Origin of the sequence: Psychrobacillus sp. FSL W7-1493 (assembly GCF_038004905.1) — a bacterium.
In the GTDB taxonomy this organism is placed as follows: domain Bacteria; phylum Bacillota; class Bacilli; order Bacillales_A; family Planococcaceae; genus Psychrobacillus.
Window position 1 is genome coordinate 2193357 of the sequence record NZ_JBBOSB010000001.1, and the last position, 14989, is coordinate 2208345.

The 14989-nt window shown below is 37.0% G+C and carries 17 protein-coding genes and 1 riboswitch; of the genes, 10 read left to right on the forward strand and 7 right to left on the reverse strand.

Going from position 1 to position 14989, the window contains the following annotated elements; genetic code table 11:
- Window positions 1-15 precede the first annotated feature (15 nt).
- Window positions 16-1293 (forward strand): MFS transporter, encoded by a 1278-nt coding sequence (locus MKX96_RS11130; RefSeq protein WP_251556171.1) that lies wholly within the window; start codon window positions 16-18, stop codon window positions 1291-1293.
- Window positions 1294-1398: 105 nt separating this feature from the next.
- On the opposite strand, the gene MKX96_RS11135 is transcribed toward MKX96_RS11130, so the two are convergent.
- The 5 genes from MKX96_RS11135 to MKX96_RS11155 form a co-directional block, all read right to left on the reverse strand.
- Window positions 1399-1959 (reverse strand): sugar O-acetyltransferase, encoded by a 561-nt coding sequence (locus MKX96_RS11135; RefSeq protein WP_340883662.1) that lies wholly within the window; start codon window positions 1957-1959, stop codon window positions 1399-1401.
- A gap of 192 nt (window positions 1960-2151) precedes the next feature.
- On the reverse strand, window positions 2152-2820 hold the full coding sequence (locus MKX96_RS11140) for a hypothetical protein (RefSeq protein ID WP_340883663.1): 669 nt from the start codon (window positions 2818-2820) through the stop codon (window positions 2152-2154).
- A gap of 257 nt (window positions 2821-3077) precedes the next feature.
- Complete coding sequence (locus MKX96_RS11145; protein WP_340883664.1) at window positions 3078-3287, reverse strand: hypothetical protein; 210 nt, start codon at window positions 3285-3287, stop codon at window positions 3078-3080.
- Window positions 3288-3499: 212 nt separating this feature from the next.
- Entirely contained in the window at window positions 3500-3976 is a 477-nt protein-coding gene (locus tag MKX96_RS11150) for a PaaI family thioesterase (RefSeq protein WP_340883665.1), read from the reverse strand.
- A gap of 79 nt (window positions 3977-4055) precedes the next feature.
- Window positions 4056-4835, reverse strand: a complete 780-nt coding sequence (locus MKX96_RS11155; RefSeq protein WP_340883666.1) for a carbon-nitrogen family hydrolase — start codon at window positions 4833-4835, stop codon at window positions 4056-4058.
- Window positions 4836-4920: 85 nt separating this feature from the next.
- On the opposite strand from MKX96_RS11155, the gene MKX96_RS11160 reads away from it, so the two are divergent.
- The 6 genes from MKX96_RS11160 to MKX96_RS11185 all read left to right on the forward strand — a co-directional run bounded on the left by MKX96_RS11160 (window position 4921) and on the right by MKX96_RS11185 (window position 11546).
- On the forward strand, window positions 4921-6084 hold the full coding sequence (locus tag MKX96_RS11160; protein ID WP_298471736.1) for a pyridoxal phosphate-dependent aminotransferase: 1164 nt from the start codon (window positions 4921-4923) through the stop codon (window positions 6082-6084).
- Between the two features lie 268 nt (window positions 6085-6352).
- Window positions 6353-7006, forward strand: a complete 654-nt coding sequence (locus MKX96_RS11165; protein ID WP_298471739.1) for a hypothetical protein — start codon at window positions 6353-6355, stop codon at window positions 7004-7006.
- 325 nt (window positions 7007-7331) lie between these two features.
- A riboswitch (SAM riboswitch) is annotated at window positions 7332-7445 on the forward strand.
- A 93-nt stretch (window positions 7446-7538) separates the two neighbouring features.
- Window positions 7539-8348: a MetQ/NlpA family ABC transporter substrate-binding protein gene (locus MKX96_RS11170; RefSeq protein ID WP_298471742.1), complete on the forward strand. Its 810-nt coding sequence runs from the start codon at window positions 7539-7541 to the stop codon at window positions 8346-8348.
- 307 nt (window positions 8349-8655) lie between these two features.
- Window positions 8656-9675 carry a methionine ABC transporter ATP-binding protein gene (locus tag MKX96_RS11175; RefSeq protein WP_298471744.1) on the forward strand — a complete coding sequence of 340 codons (1020 nt, stop codon included), beginning with the start codon at window positions 8656-8658 and terminating at the stop codon, window positions 9673-9675.
- A complete protein-coding gene (locus tag MKX96_RS11180) occupies window positions 9672-10343 on the forward strand; it encodes a methionine ABC transporter permease (RefSeq protein WP_169361491.1) in 672 nt (223 codons plus the stop codon). The genes MKX96_RS11175 and MKX96_RS11180 overlap by 4 nt, the downstream gene beginning before the upstream one ends.
- A gap of 60 nt (window positions 10344-10403) precedes the next feature.
- Window positions 10404-11546, forward strand: coding sequence for an alpha-hydroxy-acid oxidizing protein (locus MKX96_RS11185; RefSeq protein WP_298471749.1), 1143 nt, complete (start codon window positions 10404-10406; stop codon window positions 11544-11546).
- Between the two features lie 256 nt (window positions 11547-11802).
- Here the strand turns inward: MKX96_RS11185 and MKX96_RS11190 are convergent, their stop codons facing one another.
- Both MKX96_RS11190 and MKX96_RS11195 read right to left on the reverse strand, forming a co-directional pair.
- Entirely contained in the window at window positions 11803-12696 is an 894-nt protein-coding gene (locus MKX96_RS11190; RefSeq protein WP_169361493.1) for a manganese catalase family protein, read from the reverse strand.
- A 12-nt stretch (window positions 12697-12708) separates the two neighbouring features.
- Complete coding sequence (locus MKX96_RS11195) at window positions 12709-12936, reverse strand: YuzF family protein (protein ID WP_169361494.1); 228 nt, start codon at window positions 12934-12936, stop codon at window positions 12709-12711.
- A gap of 92 nt (window positions 12937-13028) precedes the next feature.
- Between MKX96_RS11195 and MKX96_RS11200 the strand changes: the two genes are divergently transcribed.
- The 3 genes from MKX96_RS11200 to MKX96_RS11210 all read left to right on the forward strand — a co-directional run bounded on the left by MKX96_RS11200 (window position 13029) and on the right by MKX96_RS11210 (window position 14966).
- The gene (locus tag MKX96_RS11200; RefSeq protein ID WP_169361495.1) at window positions 13029-13583 is read left to right on the forward strand and encodes an SLOG family protein; all 555 of its coding nucleotides are present in this window, start codon (window positions 13029-13031) and stop codon (window positions 13581-13583) included.
- Window positions 13580-14164, forward strand: a complete 585-nt coding sequence (locus tag MKX96_RS11205) for a branched-chain amino acid aminotransferase (protein WP_298471757.1) — start codon at window positions 13580-13582, stop codon at window positions 14162-14164. The genes MKX96_RS11200 and MKX96_RS11205 overlap by 4 nt, the downstream gene beginning before the upstream one ends.
- A gap of 208 nt (window positions 14165-14372) precedes the next feature.
- Entirely contained in the window at window positions 14373-14966 is a 594-nt protein-coding gene (locus tag MKX96_RS11210) for a spore coat protein (RefSeq protein ID WP_205964174.1), read from the forward strand.
- Window positions 14967-14989: the final 23 nt, after the last annotated feature.

The window sequence follows — 14989 nt, forward strand, 5'->3', positions numbered from 1 at the left end:
GGAAGGGGGAAAATGATGAAAAAGTTTACAAAGGAAGAAAATAGTTGGGCTCTTTACGACTGGGGTAGCTCCGCATATTCCATCATAATTACTACTGCAATTTTTCCTATTTTTTATAAAGGGTCAGCTACTGCTGCTGGCATTGATACAGCTGATTCAACGGTTTACCTTAGTTATACGATTGCGATTTTTACGTTTATATTAGCAATGATCGGACCAATCCTTGGTACCATCGCCGATTACAAAGGCTTTAAAAAGAAATTTTTCTATTTCTTTTTCTTTTTAGGAGTAACAGCAACTGCATTGCTTGCCTTTATCCCCTATGACAAATGGTATCTATTTTTAATTTGCTATACTTTTGCTGCTCTGGGTGCAACTGGAGCCAATGTTTTCTATGATGGCTTCATTGTTGACGTCACCACTAACGAGCGAATGTCTCGAGTATCTTCTAGAGGTTACGGTCTAGGATATATCGGTAGTGCTATCCCATTTTTAATCAGTATAGTCATCATTCTTTTGGCCAGCAATAATATCATTCCTATTTCAGATATCACAGCAAGCCGCATTGCTTTCCTTATCACCGCAGCTTGGTGGATTATATTCGCTATTCCGATGTTTAAAAATGTAAAACAGATTCATTATATCGAGCGAGAAAAAAATCCAATTACACAAAGTTTTAAACGACTTGGAAAAACGGTTAAGGAGATTCGTCAGTACCGGGCATTGTTTCTATTTTTAATAGCATATTTCTTTTACATTGACGGTGTAGGAACCATTATTTCAATGTCTACTGCCTACGGTACGGACCTAGGCTTAAAATCTACTGATTTAATCATTGTTCTATTTGTTACCCAGGTAGTCGCAGCTCCATTTGCAATTCTATATGGTAGGCTGGCGGTTAGATTTTCTGAAAAGAAAATGTTATATGTAGGGATTATCGTCTATACAATTGTATGTACGTATGCATTTTTCTTAGAAACTATCACTGATTTTTGGATTTTAGCTATGCTAGTAGCAACCTCTCAAGGTGGGATCCAAGCATTAAGTAGATCGTATTTCGGCAAGCTAATACCAAAAGAAAATTCTAACGAGTTTTTTGGGTTCTATAATATTTTCGGTAAATTTGCTTCCATAATGGGACCTTTATTAATTGGATTTACTACACAAGTTACAGGGAATTCCTCTTACGGTGTATTTAGCTTAATCATCTTATTTATTATTGGAATAATAGTTTTGACACAAGTACCAGAACCAGAAGAAGCACCAAAGCCTGTACCAGTTGATGCTGTCTAATAGTTTGCAAAAAGTGAAATTGCCACGCGCAATTTCACTTTTCACTTTCTGTATGAAATTTAAAATCTCTATACTTTGATGCTCCCGTTGCTCCTAATAAGCTCATTATATTTCAATTTCTTTAATTACTTTTGCTGGATTACCCCCTACCACCACATTCGCGGGCACATCTTTTACTACGACAGCTCCAGCTGCAATAACAGCATTATCTCCAATATGGACGCCTGGATTGATAACTGCATGTCCCCCTATCCAAACATTATTTCCAATCGTGACAGGTTTTCCATACTCTCTGCCGGAATTACGTTCTCCTGGATGCAGAGGATGTGTGGCTGTATAAATTTGCACACTTGGTCCAAGCATGCAATTATCCCCAACGCGAACTTCACAAACATCCAATATGATACAATCAAAATTCGCAAAAAAGTTGTCACCAACATGCGTATTATAGCCATAATCAAATCTAATCGTTGGCTCCATATAAACTAATTTCCCTGTAGAACCTAATAAGTCCATTAGTAGTTCACGGCGTTTTTCCCCTTCACTTTCAATAGTCTCATTATAAACTCTTACCTTTCTCCTTGCCTCTTCCCTGTCTCTAACTAATTCGGTATCTGCTGGATTATACAATTCACCGGACAGCATTTTTTCTTTTTCAGATTTCATTTTTATCCTCCTCATCTTTATACTTAACTGGCATTATATCTCTTGACCAAAGCCTAACACATTTAAGGTAGTTCCAACTTATTTTTTTTATATTGATCGTTAGACTTCTCTTGCCATTAGTTTAGTTAAATTCAAAAAGACAACCCAGTAATTTATTGGGTCGTCTTAAATTCTTTAAATATTTATTTGAATTTATTTAGATTGGAGCTTATCTTTTATGAGCCTTCTCTTTGTCCAAATAAGCGTAAATAATAAGAACAATTCAAATGCATTCGTGACCGCACCGCTCTCTACATTGATAGGAACCGCACTACCAATTGTCATAATGATTGCACCTATAAAAAAGACGGGCCATTTTGTTTTCTTCCAAAGAATAGCACTAGTCACGATTAATACAAGTGTTACTAGAAGAATCATAATTGGTGGCCCTGAAGCTTCTTCTGTAGAGACATATCTAAGAACCCCATATTCCTCCTCAGCCTTTAATGTAAGCTGAGACGCTTCCAACCATATTTCAATACCTATTAAAATCAATGTATAAATAATAGCTGATATCGTAAGCCATTTTTTCTGAGCCCATGCTATTCCACTTTCCTTCAATGTACCAACCGCAAATAAGACAAGTAATGGAGTTAAAAATGCATGCGTCCAAAATCGTAAGAGATTCAAGGTTTCCAGTAAATCGCCTTCACCGATCCATCTCCCTATACCAATTATTCCATTATCATAGATAAGTGCCAAAATAATAAGATACACAAAGCTTGTCCACTTGAAAACATCTTTTTTCTTTATTCCTATTAATCCCCAAATAAAAAGCCCTATATATGCCGCTGTAAAAAATAAGTATAAAATAGTATCCATTAGTTTCCCCTCCTTTATTACTTCTTTCCCATAAAAGAGGGGTTATAATCTTAAATTTTAATAGTTGTTTTTAACAAACATCCTATGTTCCATTACTAAAAGTTTATCATATGTAAAAGAAAAGCTAGAAAACAGGATCATAAGGCTATTTCAAGGAACTGAAATGCAATAAAAGCTGAAAAATTCAACTCTAGCTCATCATTGTGTTTCTATCTATTAACGATTATATTTTTATTTTATCTTATTTTATCTGAGGCTTAATCAGTGTCGTCATTTTTGAATTGAATATATTTTTGCGTTAATAATCCCGCATGAAATACATTTAATAACATTAAAATGTAGAACACAACCGGTCCAAAGAAAAAACGATTACCATCATTAAATTGTATAAAAGAAAAGGAAGCAATAATAAAGAGAGTGGCAGTTATTGTGGAAAGTATTAATTGACCCTTTGCAGATTTTATCATTTTGTCCCTCCTTAAAGATTACAAATCATTCAACTCTACCTCAATGACCTAGATCGTGTCATTTAAAGTCTCTACATTGATAAACCCTTAATATTTTAACATAAATATCCAGTTACAACATGGGTAACCGACCTTTGCAGAAAGTCACTATTTTCCTTTGCTCAAAATTAAAAACACAGGAAAAAAATATCCTGTGTTAACTGTTATATTTATTATTTTGCAAACGTTGCAGGCATGACAACAGCGATTACTTCCCCTTTAGCACAAAGGACGTCTCCAGCAAACACCTCAGAAGTCACCTTCCACTTTTTTGGATGTATTTCTTCCACCGTACCGATAGCCTTGAGTTCAACTTTTTGTGGTGTTGGTTTCAGAAAATCCACATGCAGTGAACCCGTCACAAATCGTGGAGGTGCCTCACCACTGCCAGGCTCAAATCCATTTTTTCGGTGAAGAGCAAGTGATGCTGAGCCGGTCCCGTGACAATCTACCAAAGCCCCTATTAATCCACCATACACAAAGCCAGGAATTGCAGTATGCTCTTCTCTAGGTTGATAAATTGTTTCTGTTTGATCTCCATTCCAATATGTCTTTAAATGATACCCCTCTTCATTTAAACGACCACATCCATAACACCAAGCAAAATCATCCGGATATTCATCCTGTATAGCAATTTTGTGTTCTGTCATTATTTCTCCCCCTTTAACAAACCATACAAAAAAGCAAACTATCAGTCAACTTAAATTAAGAGTTTTCAAATAAATATTATTATTTATATAATGATTCTCTCCTATCTTGAAAAACCGGAATTCTACCTCTTACTTCTTCTACAAGATTTAAATCAATATCTACTAGACCGGTAGTTTCCTCCTCATTACCTAACCATACTATTTCTCCCCAAGGGGCAATCACCATCGAGTTACCATTAAATTCATTGTTCGAGTCTTTTCCTACTCGATTTACTGCCACTATATAGCATTGATTTTCGATTGCTCTTGCCTGCAGAAGAATTTTCCAATGATCAATCCGGGCTGCTGGCCACTGTGCAGGAACAAATATTACCTTGGCTCCTAGTAAAGAGTGAGCCCGAAACCATTCAGGAAAGCGAAGATCATAGCATATGACACCTGCCATCGTTATATTCTCGATTTCGAATAAGTTTTTCTTGTTTCCTGCTTTTAAATACAAATGTTCATCCATTAGCTTAAATAAGTGGGCCTTATCATACTCTGTTATGATATCTCCAGAATCATTTACAATATACATCGTATTATAAAAATGGGAATCCTTTTTTGTAGAGACAGAGCCACCGATAATGTGAATATGTAATTCCTTCGCTAGCTTGGTTAATAATCTCTTTGTGTCATTCCCCTCTTTATCAGCTATTTCTTCTAATCTAGTCAAATCATATCCCGTGTTCCACATTTCCGGTAAAATGATTAGTTTAGCTTCTTGCTTTGCAGCCTCTCTAATCTTCTTTTCAACGTTTTCAAAATTTTCTTTAGGATTACCAAATGCTATATCTAACTGAACACAAGCAATTTTCATACCGACACCACCTCTAGACATAATACTAAAAAGGTTATAAGATTTGACTAATATATGCAACTATTTAGAAAAAGAGGTATTGCCCATGGAATTTTCTGATCGTTTAAAAAATCTTCCTCCCCAGTTTTTTGCAACATTAGTACAAAAAGTTGCAAAGGCTGTGGCAGAAGGAAGAGATGTAATAAATCTTGGACAAGGTAATCCCGACCAGCCTACACCGGATCATATTGTAAAAGCATTATCAAGTGCTGCTAAAAACCCTCAATCTCACAAATATTCTCCATTCAGAGGAATAAATGAGTTGAAGCAAGCAGCAGTAGATTTTTATGCACGCGAATACAACGTAAATTTGGATCCTAATACAGAAGTCGCTATTTTATTTGGAACTAAAATTGGTTTGGTTGAACTACCTTTAGCTTTGATGAATGATAACGAGTTAATGCTTCTTCCAGACCCTGGTTATCCAGATTACTTATCAGGTATTGGGCTAGCCAATGTACAATTTGAAACAATGCCACTATTAGAGGAAAATGGTTTTCTTCCAGATTACGAGCAGCTTTCTACAGAACAAAAAGAAGCTGCGAAACTGATGTATTTGAATTATCCTAATAACCCAACTGGAGCTTCTGCCACTTCAGAATTTTTTCAAGAAACGGTAGATTTAGCGAAGGAAAATGGTATAGCCGTTGTACATGACTTTGCGTATGGAGGTATTGGGTTTGATGGAAAGAAACCAGTTAGCTTTTTAGAAGCAAAAGGCGCAAAGGAAATCGGTATTGAAATGTATACACTCTCTAAAACCTACAATATGGCTGGATGGCGTGTAGGTTTTGCAGTCGGTAATTCTAAAATCATTGAAGCTATCAATATTATACAAGACCATCTCTTTGTCAGTCTCTTTCCTGCGGTTCAGTCTGCAGCAGCCGAAGCATTAAATGGCTCTCAAGAATGTGTAGACGAATTAGTAGCACTTTATGAAAAAAGAAGAAACATTTTCATAGAGGCATGTAGAAAAATTGGTTGGAACGTAAAAGCTCCAGAAGGCTCTTTCTTCGCTTGGCTTCCAGTTCCAAATGGCTATACTAGCGAGGAATTTGCAGACCTTCTTTTAGAAAAAGCTGATGTTGCAGTCGCTGCTGGAAACGGCTTCGGTAAGCATGGAGAAGGTTATGTACGGGTGGGGTTATTAGTTGATGAGGATCGACTCGTCGAAGCTGTAGAAAGAATAGAAAAGCTACAGCTTTTTTAACAAGTAAATCAGTTTCTGTTTTTAAAATAACCAGTATTTTATTTTGAAAGTTTACTTAAAACTTCTTGCAAAAGTTATTTAAAATGAAAATGGCTATGTTAAAGGCAAAGGTAGACTTATGTAAAATGGTATTAAAAAGTTTGTGAAAGAATGTATTTAAACTAACGCTCGAGGCTAGTTTAATGAACTCAAAGCCTATATATTAATTTATTTCAAAATATGAATGTAATTTATGTTACAATTGGTTAATTATTGTAGGAGGTAAAAAATGAAAAAAAATATTTTTATAGCGATTGTATTTACTTTAGTAGCGATATTTTCCTTCACTATCACATCAGAAGCTTCATCAACACAAGTTATGTGGGGGAAAACGGAATTAAAAAAAGGTCAGATTGGTAAAGTAACACTTTACGCAGATGTGGCAACATATAAGGCGGATGGCTCTAGAGGAAAAGTGTTACCAGCAGGTGGAGAGTATCGTGTCTATACATTCCGTACAGATATATACGGAGGAGAATACGGTCTAGGGGACGGATTGTTTGTCAATATGTACAGTGCTTTAAAGTATGAAACGCCTTCTAAAGCAAAACTTGCATTATTAGTAGATTCTTCTACAAAAGTTATGTGGGGAAAAACGGAACTTAAAGCAGGTCAAATCGGAAAGGTTACAATCCTTAAGGAAACTACTTTATTTAAAGTAATTAATAGTGTTGATGGTGGCGAACCTGGTCTTGAACCTATCCGACAATTAATGCCTAACGAAGAATTCCGAGTGTATTCAGCTAAACAACCACTTGATGGATATGTTCCCATGTATGGTCTAGGTGGTGGGTATTATATTGTACAAAACAATACCATGTTAAATGGAGTTACTGTAAAGTATGAAACTCCATCTAGAGCAAAACTTGCATTACTGAATTAAAATAGTCACCGAAGGGGCTTTAGTAAAAAAATGCACATAAAAAGTGAGCTTGGAGATACATTTCCAGCTCACTTTTTATATGAATTTTAAATCACCCCTTACCTTTAACATAACCATGAAAATAAAGCGTAAAGCTAAATGTAAACCTTTTAAATGCTCCCATCTTAGTATTTCCACATAAATCACTTTTGTATAATTATTTATATAATATTCTATTTGAATTTTTCTAAACAATTATAAAAATATAAAAATATCTATTGACTTCAATAGAGCAGTGTAGTAAATTCTTTCTATAGTAAAAACGAAAAACTTAATAGATTATTATCTCTTATCAAGAGTAGCTGAGGGACTGGCCCGTTGAAGCTCGGCAACCATCTATACTAAAAAAGTATAGAAAGGTGCTAAATCCTGCAAAACATTTTGTTTTGGAAGATAAGAGAGGACAATACATATTTGTGTGCCTCTCTTTCTTTTGAAAGAGAGGCTTTTATATTTATTCGTTTTTATTAATACATATTCAGGAGGAATTACAATGAAAAAATTTAGCTTAGTGTTATCAGGAGTTTTATTAACAGGGTTGCTCTCGGCTTGTGGTGATGATGCTACATCAGGACCATTAGATGAAAATAAATTAGTTGTTGGCGTTACGTCAGGTCCACATGAACAAGTTACTGAGGTTGTTGCTGAAATTGCAGCACGTGATGGACTAGAAATTGAGATTAAGGCTTTTTCAGATTTCATACTTCCAAACACTGCCCTTGATGAAGGAAGCTTGGACGCAAACAGTTATCAAACTCTACCTTTTCTTGACTCATTTAACGAAAATAATGATACAGAGCTAGTACCAGTCGCTGAGACTATTTTACTTCCAATGGGCGTTTATTCTGAAAAGTATACATCCTTCGATGAACTGCCAGATGGAGCTACCTTTGGACTACCGAATGATCCAACACAAGGTGCACGAGCTTTAGACATATTAGAAGTAAATGGTTTTATCAAAGTGAAAGAAGGTAAAAAAGGAAATGCTTCTATTCATGACATTGAAGAAAACCCTAAAAACCTTGAATTCGTTGAATTAGAGGCAGCGCAAATAGTAAAACAGCTTAGTGAGGTCGATGCTGCAGCAATCAATTCCAATTATGCTTTAGAAGCTGGTATTAACCCTGGAGAAGAATCAATTTTGTTAGAGTCAGCTGATTCCCCATACGTTAACCATATTGTTGTTCGTAAGGAAAACGAAAATGATCCTGCCATCCAAAAATTCATTAAAGCATACCATTCCGACGAAGTTAGAGAATTTATTGAAGAAGAATTCCAAGGCTCCGCACTAGCAGGTTGGTAAATTAGAAAAGCGTAGGCGCCTATCTCTAATCGACAGGCAAATGGGAAAATGCGAGGAGGCAGGTCCACAGCCACCGGAGTATTTTCCCATTTGACCCCGAGGGGCAAGGCGCCGAAGCTAGACATCAAGAAAAGCACAGGCGCCTATCCCTGCCCCGACAGGCAAATGGGAAAATGCGAGGAGGCAGATCCACAGCCACCGGAGTATTTTCCCATTTGACCCCGAGGGGCAAGGCGCCGAAGCTAGACATCAAGAAAAACGTAGGCGTATAGCTCTGCCGGCGTTTCTTTAGAAAGGAAGATCATTCATGATAGTTTTAGAAAATATTACCAAAGAATTCAACAGTAAAAGTAGTACGGTAAAGGCTGTAAATAATGTAAGCATACACGTAAAAAAAGGTGAAATTCATGGGGTTATAGGCTATAGCGGTGCAGGGAAAAGCACGCTCATTCGCTGTGTTAATCTCTTAGAGAAACCAACATCCGGAAAAGTATACATAAACGGCAATAACATTACCCCCCTCCCCCCAGCGAAGCTACGTATGGTACGAAATAAAATAGGAATGATCTTTCAAGGATTTAACCTTCTAAAAACAGCAACTGTTTATGATAATATTGCCATTCCATTAAAGCTACTCGGCTATGATAAAACAGAAGTAAAAAGTAGAGTAGAAAAGTACTTAGAAATAGTTGGTTTATCTGATAAGTATAAAAGCTATCCAAACCAGCTTTCAGGAGGGCAAAAACAACGCGTCGCAATAGCTAGAGCCCTTGCACAGGAACCCGAAGTACTATTAAGCGATGAAGCAACAAGTGCATTGGATCCTGAAACTACTGATTCCATTTTGGATTTGCTATTAAAAATAAATAAAGAGCTGGGTATCACTATTCTACTAATCACTCATGAGATGAATGTCATTCAAAAAATATGTGATCATGTGTATGTAATGGAAAAAGGAGAAGTTGTAGAAGCAAACACTGCGATTAACCTTTTTACAAAGCCAAAGCATCCAACTACAAAGAAGTTTTTAAGCACAATCAGTCAACGAAATCTATCCCCGTCTCTAATTTCTCAGCTCCATGTAACAGGTGCTGTTACACGTTTAACTTTCGTTGGAGAGAGCACTGGTAAGCCCTTATTAGCAGAGGTTAGCCAAAGATTTGAAGTCCAGCCTAATATATTAACCGCCAATATCATCGAGTTGAAAAATGGGATTGTGGGTAATATTGTCATCCATTTAGTCGGAGACCCGGACCAAGTTCAGTCTGCAATCCAATTTCTAAACGAACGCGGTGTTGAAACAGAAAACTTGGAGGTGCACTCATGAGTGGAATTGAACAATTTACCAATCAATGGCTCCCATTAATCGGAAAAGCCACCATAGAAACTTTCCAAATGGTAGGGATTTCTTTATTAATCTCCATCCTAATCGGTATTCCCTTAGGTATACTAATTGTTTTAACGAGACCTGGGCAAGCATTACAAAATGCAATCGTATACCAGTTAAGTAACCTTCTCATAAATGTTATTCGTTCTATACCATTTATCATTCTATTATTTTTTATCCTACCATTTACGAAATTCCTTGTAGGTACGACCATCGGTGTGAAAGGTGTTATCGTTCCGCTAGTTATTTATACTGCGCCCTACATCGCCCGTCTGATGGAGTCCGCCCTTTTGGAAGTTCAAAATGGAGTAATTGAAGCTTATACAGCCATGGGGATTAAAACACGGTTCATTATATGGCATGTGCTGCTGCGAGAGGCACGACCATCTATCATATTAGGATTAACAATTGCAACGGTTGGATTAATAGGAGCAACTGCTATGGCTGGCATGGTCGGTGCTGGTGGTTTAGGAGATTTAGCTTATCGTTATGGACATTTACGTTATGAAACGGACGTTATGTATGTCATAGTTGTGATCTTAATTATTTTAGTTCAAGGCATTCAGTCTCTCGGCAACCGATTAGCTGCAAGATTAAAAAAGGACTAATTATTAAATCCATTCGTATAAAGAAAGTTTTAAACTAGTACTCCATGAGAGGTGAATACGTTGAGTAACGCTAAAAACAATGACCTACTATTAGGCAATATAGATAATAATGAACAGTATCCAATTGACTTTAACGAATTAGAGAAGGCTGCAAAAGAAACATTAGAGGCTGGTCCCTTTGGTTATATTCGATCATCTGCTGGTGGAGAAGAAACCTATCGAAAAAATATAAATAGTTTTTCGAAGTACTCAATCGTTCCACGATTTTTAAATGATGTATCTACCCTAAATACCGAAGTAACAATACTTGGTAAAACCTATCCTCACCCCCTCTTCATCGCTCCAGTTGGAGTAAATAAAATTGCACATGAAGATGGAGAAATTGCTGTGGCAAAGGCTGCAGCTAATTATGAGTTTCCTTACATACAAAGTACTGTGTCAAGTTTTTCTATTGAAGAGATTGCTGCCGCAACTCCCGGAAGCTCAAAATGGTTCCAGCTCTACTGGTCATCTAACAAAGAGATAGCGTTTAGTATGGCTAAACGTGCAGAAGCTGCCGGCTATGAAGCAATTGTCCTGACAGTAGACACAGTTATGCTCGGTTGGCGAGAAGAAGATATTCGCAACCAGTTCTCTCCTTTAAAGCGCGGCTTTGGCCAAGGTAATTATGCTTCAGACCCTGTTTTTATGGCTGCTTTACCAGAGCATTCTCAGGAGGTTATCGTTGATAGTATTTTGGAGAATATATATCATCCTACCTTGAACTGGAATGATATTGCTGAGCTAAGGAACCACGTTTCCCTCCCAATTTTGATTAAAGGGCTCCTCCATCCAGAGGATGCCAAGCTAGCAGTTGAACAAGGAATAGACGGCATCATTGTCTCTAACCACGGTGGACGGCAACTGGATGGCGTTATTGCCAGTATTGATGCACTTCCTGGTATTGTAGAAGCTATTGATGGAAGAATTCCTGTTTTATTTGACAGTGGTATTAGACGAGGCTCTGATGCTGTAAAGGCTCTAGCTCTTGGTGCCTCTGCTGTATGTATCGGTCGCCCCTTCGTTTGGGGGCTAGCTGCTGGAGGACAACTAGGTGTAGAAAGAGTCCTAGAGAATCTCCTGCAAGAGACAAAGGTTTCTATCTCCTTGGCTGGTGTTCGTAATATGAAAGAGCTCCAGCACATGATGGTTACGAAAGAATAACGAGATTAGATGAACAATCAAACAAATAATGAAAACCCCCGTTCTATGAAAATGGGGGTTTTTGTGTCTATCAAATGATCGGTACATGGTACAAACACATTTAGGAAAAAATTAGTATTTATTTATTTTTATATAATGTTTGTTCCAGTTTTGTTCGACATACCGGTATGCTCAAGGTAGAATGCCGATACAATGTATGACACCCTTTAGCCATTTGTTTTTCTGAAGCATCCTTATTCCCTAACTGTATGTCAGTTTACATTTTAGACATTAATCGTTTGGCAATGGCTTGGAATTCCTCTGGACCGATACCAGGAGCGAATTCTTCCGGGAGAGATTCTAATTCAGGAATTTTATAGCCTTTAGGACTACCTTCCTTCACAATTAATTGGTCCCCACTTGTAGGATTCTTACCCTTCCAGATTTTATCAATGTCTTTATAATCGCCTACGTTGTTCCATGTAAAAAGTACATTCCCATATCCTAAATCCTCGTATTTTCGTGCCTGATCAAACGCACGATTATCAAGGTTAGGGATTGGCAACATTTTAGTTACATCTACACCTGTAGCTATTTCAAGGGCTTTTGCATAAGCGATAATATGCGTCCCTCCGCGAACTAATAAATATCCGATCATTTCCCTAGCAGTTGGGTGATCAGTCATTTCATATACTCTCATTTTATGGGTTCTTGCACCACATTCCAAAAAGAAATTATGCAAAAGATCTAATACTAGGTTACCACTCGAAAATACATAATCTCCTCTCCAAGGATTCCCCATTGAATCTCCGGCTAAGGAGGTTTGAGCATTGGCTATAAAAGCATAAGTGTTTCGCATATTTTTGGCATCTTGTAGTGGTGCCACATCTGGTTCTCCACTGAAGCTAGTTCCTTTATATAATAGATTTATCGTATTGGAGACGAGCTCCACATGACCAAATTCCTCCGCTGTTATACTGGCTACCAAATCATAGAATGGTTTTAGCTTAGTTTTGCCACGAAAGTTAAAGGATTGATACATATAGTTGTTAAGTGTCGACATTTCACCAAATTTTCCACCTAAGAGCTCCTGCACAGCGGAAGCCGCATTTGCATCTCCATATTCTAAATTGGGCAATTCAATCAACAATTTATCTACTCTATTAAACAATCAACCATCCTTTCATTTAGATATGTTCGGAGAAATCCAAACGATAGCTTGTATACGTACATAAAAAGGAACTCCACCTACATTTACGACAAGATGATCTGGAGCGACTGCTGTCAATTTTCCTTGAAGGATATTTTTAGTCGTTTGCACTGCAATATTAGTGCCTATTAAACTTTCTGCTGCTTGGAATACATAACCATCAAATGGACTTACAAACTCCACGCTACTTCTTTCATTCAACTTCCATCATCCCTTCTTTGCATTCATATTAGTTTATGAGAAAATGTAGTATATGGTCACATTACTCAATAACTTAAGAAAAGGAAGAGAAAATGATTAAAAGACTTTTGGTAACTGGGTATAAAGCCCATGAATTAGGGATATTTAATGATAGCCATCCTGGAATTCCTATTATAAAAAAAGCGATTGAGAATCAAATGCGTGCTCTCCTAGATGAAGGACTGGAATGGGTTATTCTTAGTGGACAGCTAGGTGTGGAGACATGGGCAGCAGAGCTAGTAGTGGAGCTAAAAAAGGAATTTCCCCAGTTAAAATATTCTATTATTACACCATTCCTGGAACAAGAGAAAAATTGGAATGAGCAAAAGCAGGAAAACTATCATAGGCTTATTGCACTTGCTGATTTTCATACGAGCGTGACAAAAAAGCCTTATGAAGCGCCGTGGCAATTTATCGAAAAAAATAAATTTCTCATTAGAAATACGGATGCCATGTTAATCATTTATGATGACGAAAATGAAGGTTCACCAAAATTTATAAAAAAACTTGCTCAAAGTTATGCAGAAAATAATAACTACCCTATAATTAGTATTGACGCATACGACTTACAAGTAATTGCAGATGAAGAAAGGAACGATTATATATGATAAAAAAGAAACTAACTCAAAAAATCACGGAAATTGCAGGAGAACATATCTCACTGACAAAAGAAGAGCATGACTATGCTCTAACTAATGAACTTTTATCGGAAACTGCCAGTATATCCGTAATAGAAAGCGACAAACTATTTGAAAATGCCATCATTGAAAGATTCGTTAAAGAAACAGAGGAATTAATCTCAAAAGAATCTAACGCCTTTTTAAAAACTCCTATTACTCATTTTAAAGAAAAAATGAACGAGTTTATGTACTTAGAGACTCCTCATTTCGAAACATTAAGTGTAGACGCTATCGCCTTTGAGTACGATGAAGTATTTGAAGTATATACAGCTATGTTCGGACTATCCCTTCAAAAAAAATATGGAGATGCAGTAAAAGCATATTTGAATGAACATTTTGATGGAAAAGCAATGAATTACAGTGTCATGTTCTCTGCTGGAGATGGCTTGTGGGAAGTCAATCTACCTTTAAATTATATTGACGATTTTGACACAAATTATACAATAGAAGAAACATACCAGTTTTTATATCGTTTCCTGTTCTCATTAGTAGCTTCGACCGAAAACTAAATGCATGCATAATCGTGATCCTTAAAAATCACGGTTATTTTATTTCAAAAGTGTTACAGGTGCCTGGCACCTGTAACACTTTCTTTTAACTTAGCGTGCATACATATTTTTGTTTGTTCTGTTCACACTAATTTAGATGTTTCAATACATCTTAATGGAGGAGGAGAATAGATTGGATAACACATACAGTCAAAATCACAGTGAAACGATGAATGGGCAAACGGTTGTACCTCATTTTAATCATGGTGCGCACGAATTAATGGATGTACATGAGGTATTGTCTGCAGCAATCGGTGCATTAAACTTGAGCACCATTTTACGTCCACACGTGAAGGATCAGGAATTATTAAGCATTCTAGACCGTCAGTATGCTTTTGCTTTAGACGAGTATAATATGCTGGTGGAATGCTTTAAAACTGGGAAAGACCCTTCTCATCGCACTGCATCTTATAAGATGGCCACGCAAAATGATTTTACTTATGGTCTAAAACCGTCATCACAACCTAAAAAACCTATCCAAAGTGCTTCAGAGATAAATGACGAAATGATCTCCGGTTATTTGTTAAGCTCTGCTAAAGCTGGAGCTGCTGGTAAGGTTCCTGCAGCGCTAGAAGCTACTAACCCAGTTGTGCGAAGAGTCCTTCAGGATTCAATCCCTAACTGTATTGAGATGGCTTACGAGCTTTCCATTTATCAAAACAAGCATGGGTATTATCAAGTACCTCGCTTCGAAGAACAAACTATGGAGCAAATCTTAAACGCGTACGGTACTGCTCAAGGTCCAATGTACAAAATGCAATAGTAACCTAAATAGGCGCTTTCTGT

Excerpts from the sequence above, each read along its gene's own strand:
- MKX96_RS11130 (WP_251556171.1), top strand. The coding sequence starts at position 16 with ATGAAAAAGTTTACAAAGGAAGAAAATAGTTGGGCTCTTTACGACTGG.
- MKX96_RS11135 (WP_340883662.1), bottom strand. The coding sequence starts at position 1,959 with ATGAAATCTGAAAAAGAAAAAATGCTGTCCGGTGAATTGTATAATCCA.
- MKX96_RS11140 (WP_340883663.1), bottom strand. The coding sequence starts at position 2,820 with ATGGATACTATTTTATACTTATTTTTTACAGCGGCATATATAGGGCTT.
- MKX96_RS11145 (WP_340883664.1), bottom strand. The coding sequence starts at position 3,287 with ATGATAAAATCTGCAAAGGGTCAATTAATACTTTCCACAATAACTGCC.
- MKX96_RS11150 (WP_340883665.1), bottom strand. The coding sequence starts at position 3,976 with ATGACAGAACACAAAATTGCTATACAGGATGAATATCCGGATGATTTT.
- MKX96_RS11155 (WP_340883666.1), bottom strand. The coding sequence starts at position 4,835 with ATGAAAATTGCTTGTGTTCAGTTAGATATAGCATTTGGTAATCCTAAA.
- MKX96_RS11160 (WP_298471736.1), top strand. The coding sequence starts at position 4,921 with ATGGAATTTTCTGATCGTTTAAAAAATCTTCCTCCCCAGTTTTTTGCA.
- MKX96_RS11165 (WP_298471739.1), top strand. The coding sequence starts at position 6,353 with ATGAAAAAAAATATTTTTATAGCGATTGTATTTACTTTAGTAGCGATA.
- MKX96_RS11170 (WP_298471742.1), top strand. The coding sequence starts at position 7,539 with ATGAAAAAATTTAGCTTAGTGTTATCAGGAGTTTTATTAACAGGGTTG.
- MKX96_RS11175 (WP_298471744.1), top strand. The coding sequence starts at position 8,656 with ATGATAGTTTTAGAAAATATTACCAAAGAATTCAACAGTAAAAGTAGT.
- MKX96_RS11180 (WP_169361491.1), top strand. The coding sequence starts at position 9,672 with ATGAGTGGAATTGAACAATTTACCAATCAATGGCTCCCATTAATCGGA.
- MKX96_RS11200 (WP_169361495.1), top strand. The coding sequence starts at position 13,029 with ATGATTAAAAGACTTTTGGTAACTGGGTATAAAGCCCATGAATTAGGG.
- MKX96_RS11205 (WP_298471757.1), top strand. The coding sequence starts at position 13,580 with ATGATAAAAAAGAAACTAACTCAAAAAATCACGGAAATTGCAGGAGAA.
- MKX96_RS11210 (WP_205964174.1), top strand. The coding sequence starts at position 14,373 with ATGAATGGGCAAACGGTTGTACCTCATTTTAATCATGGTGCGCACGAA.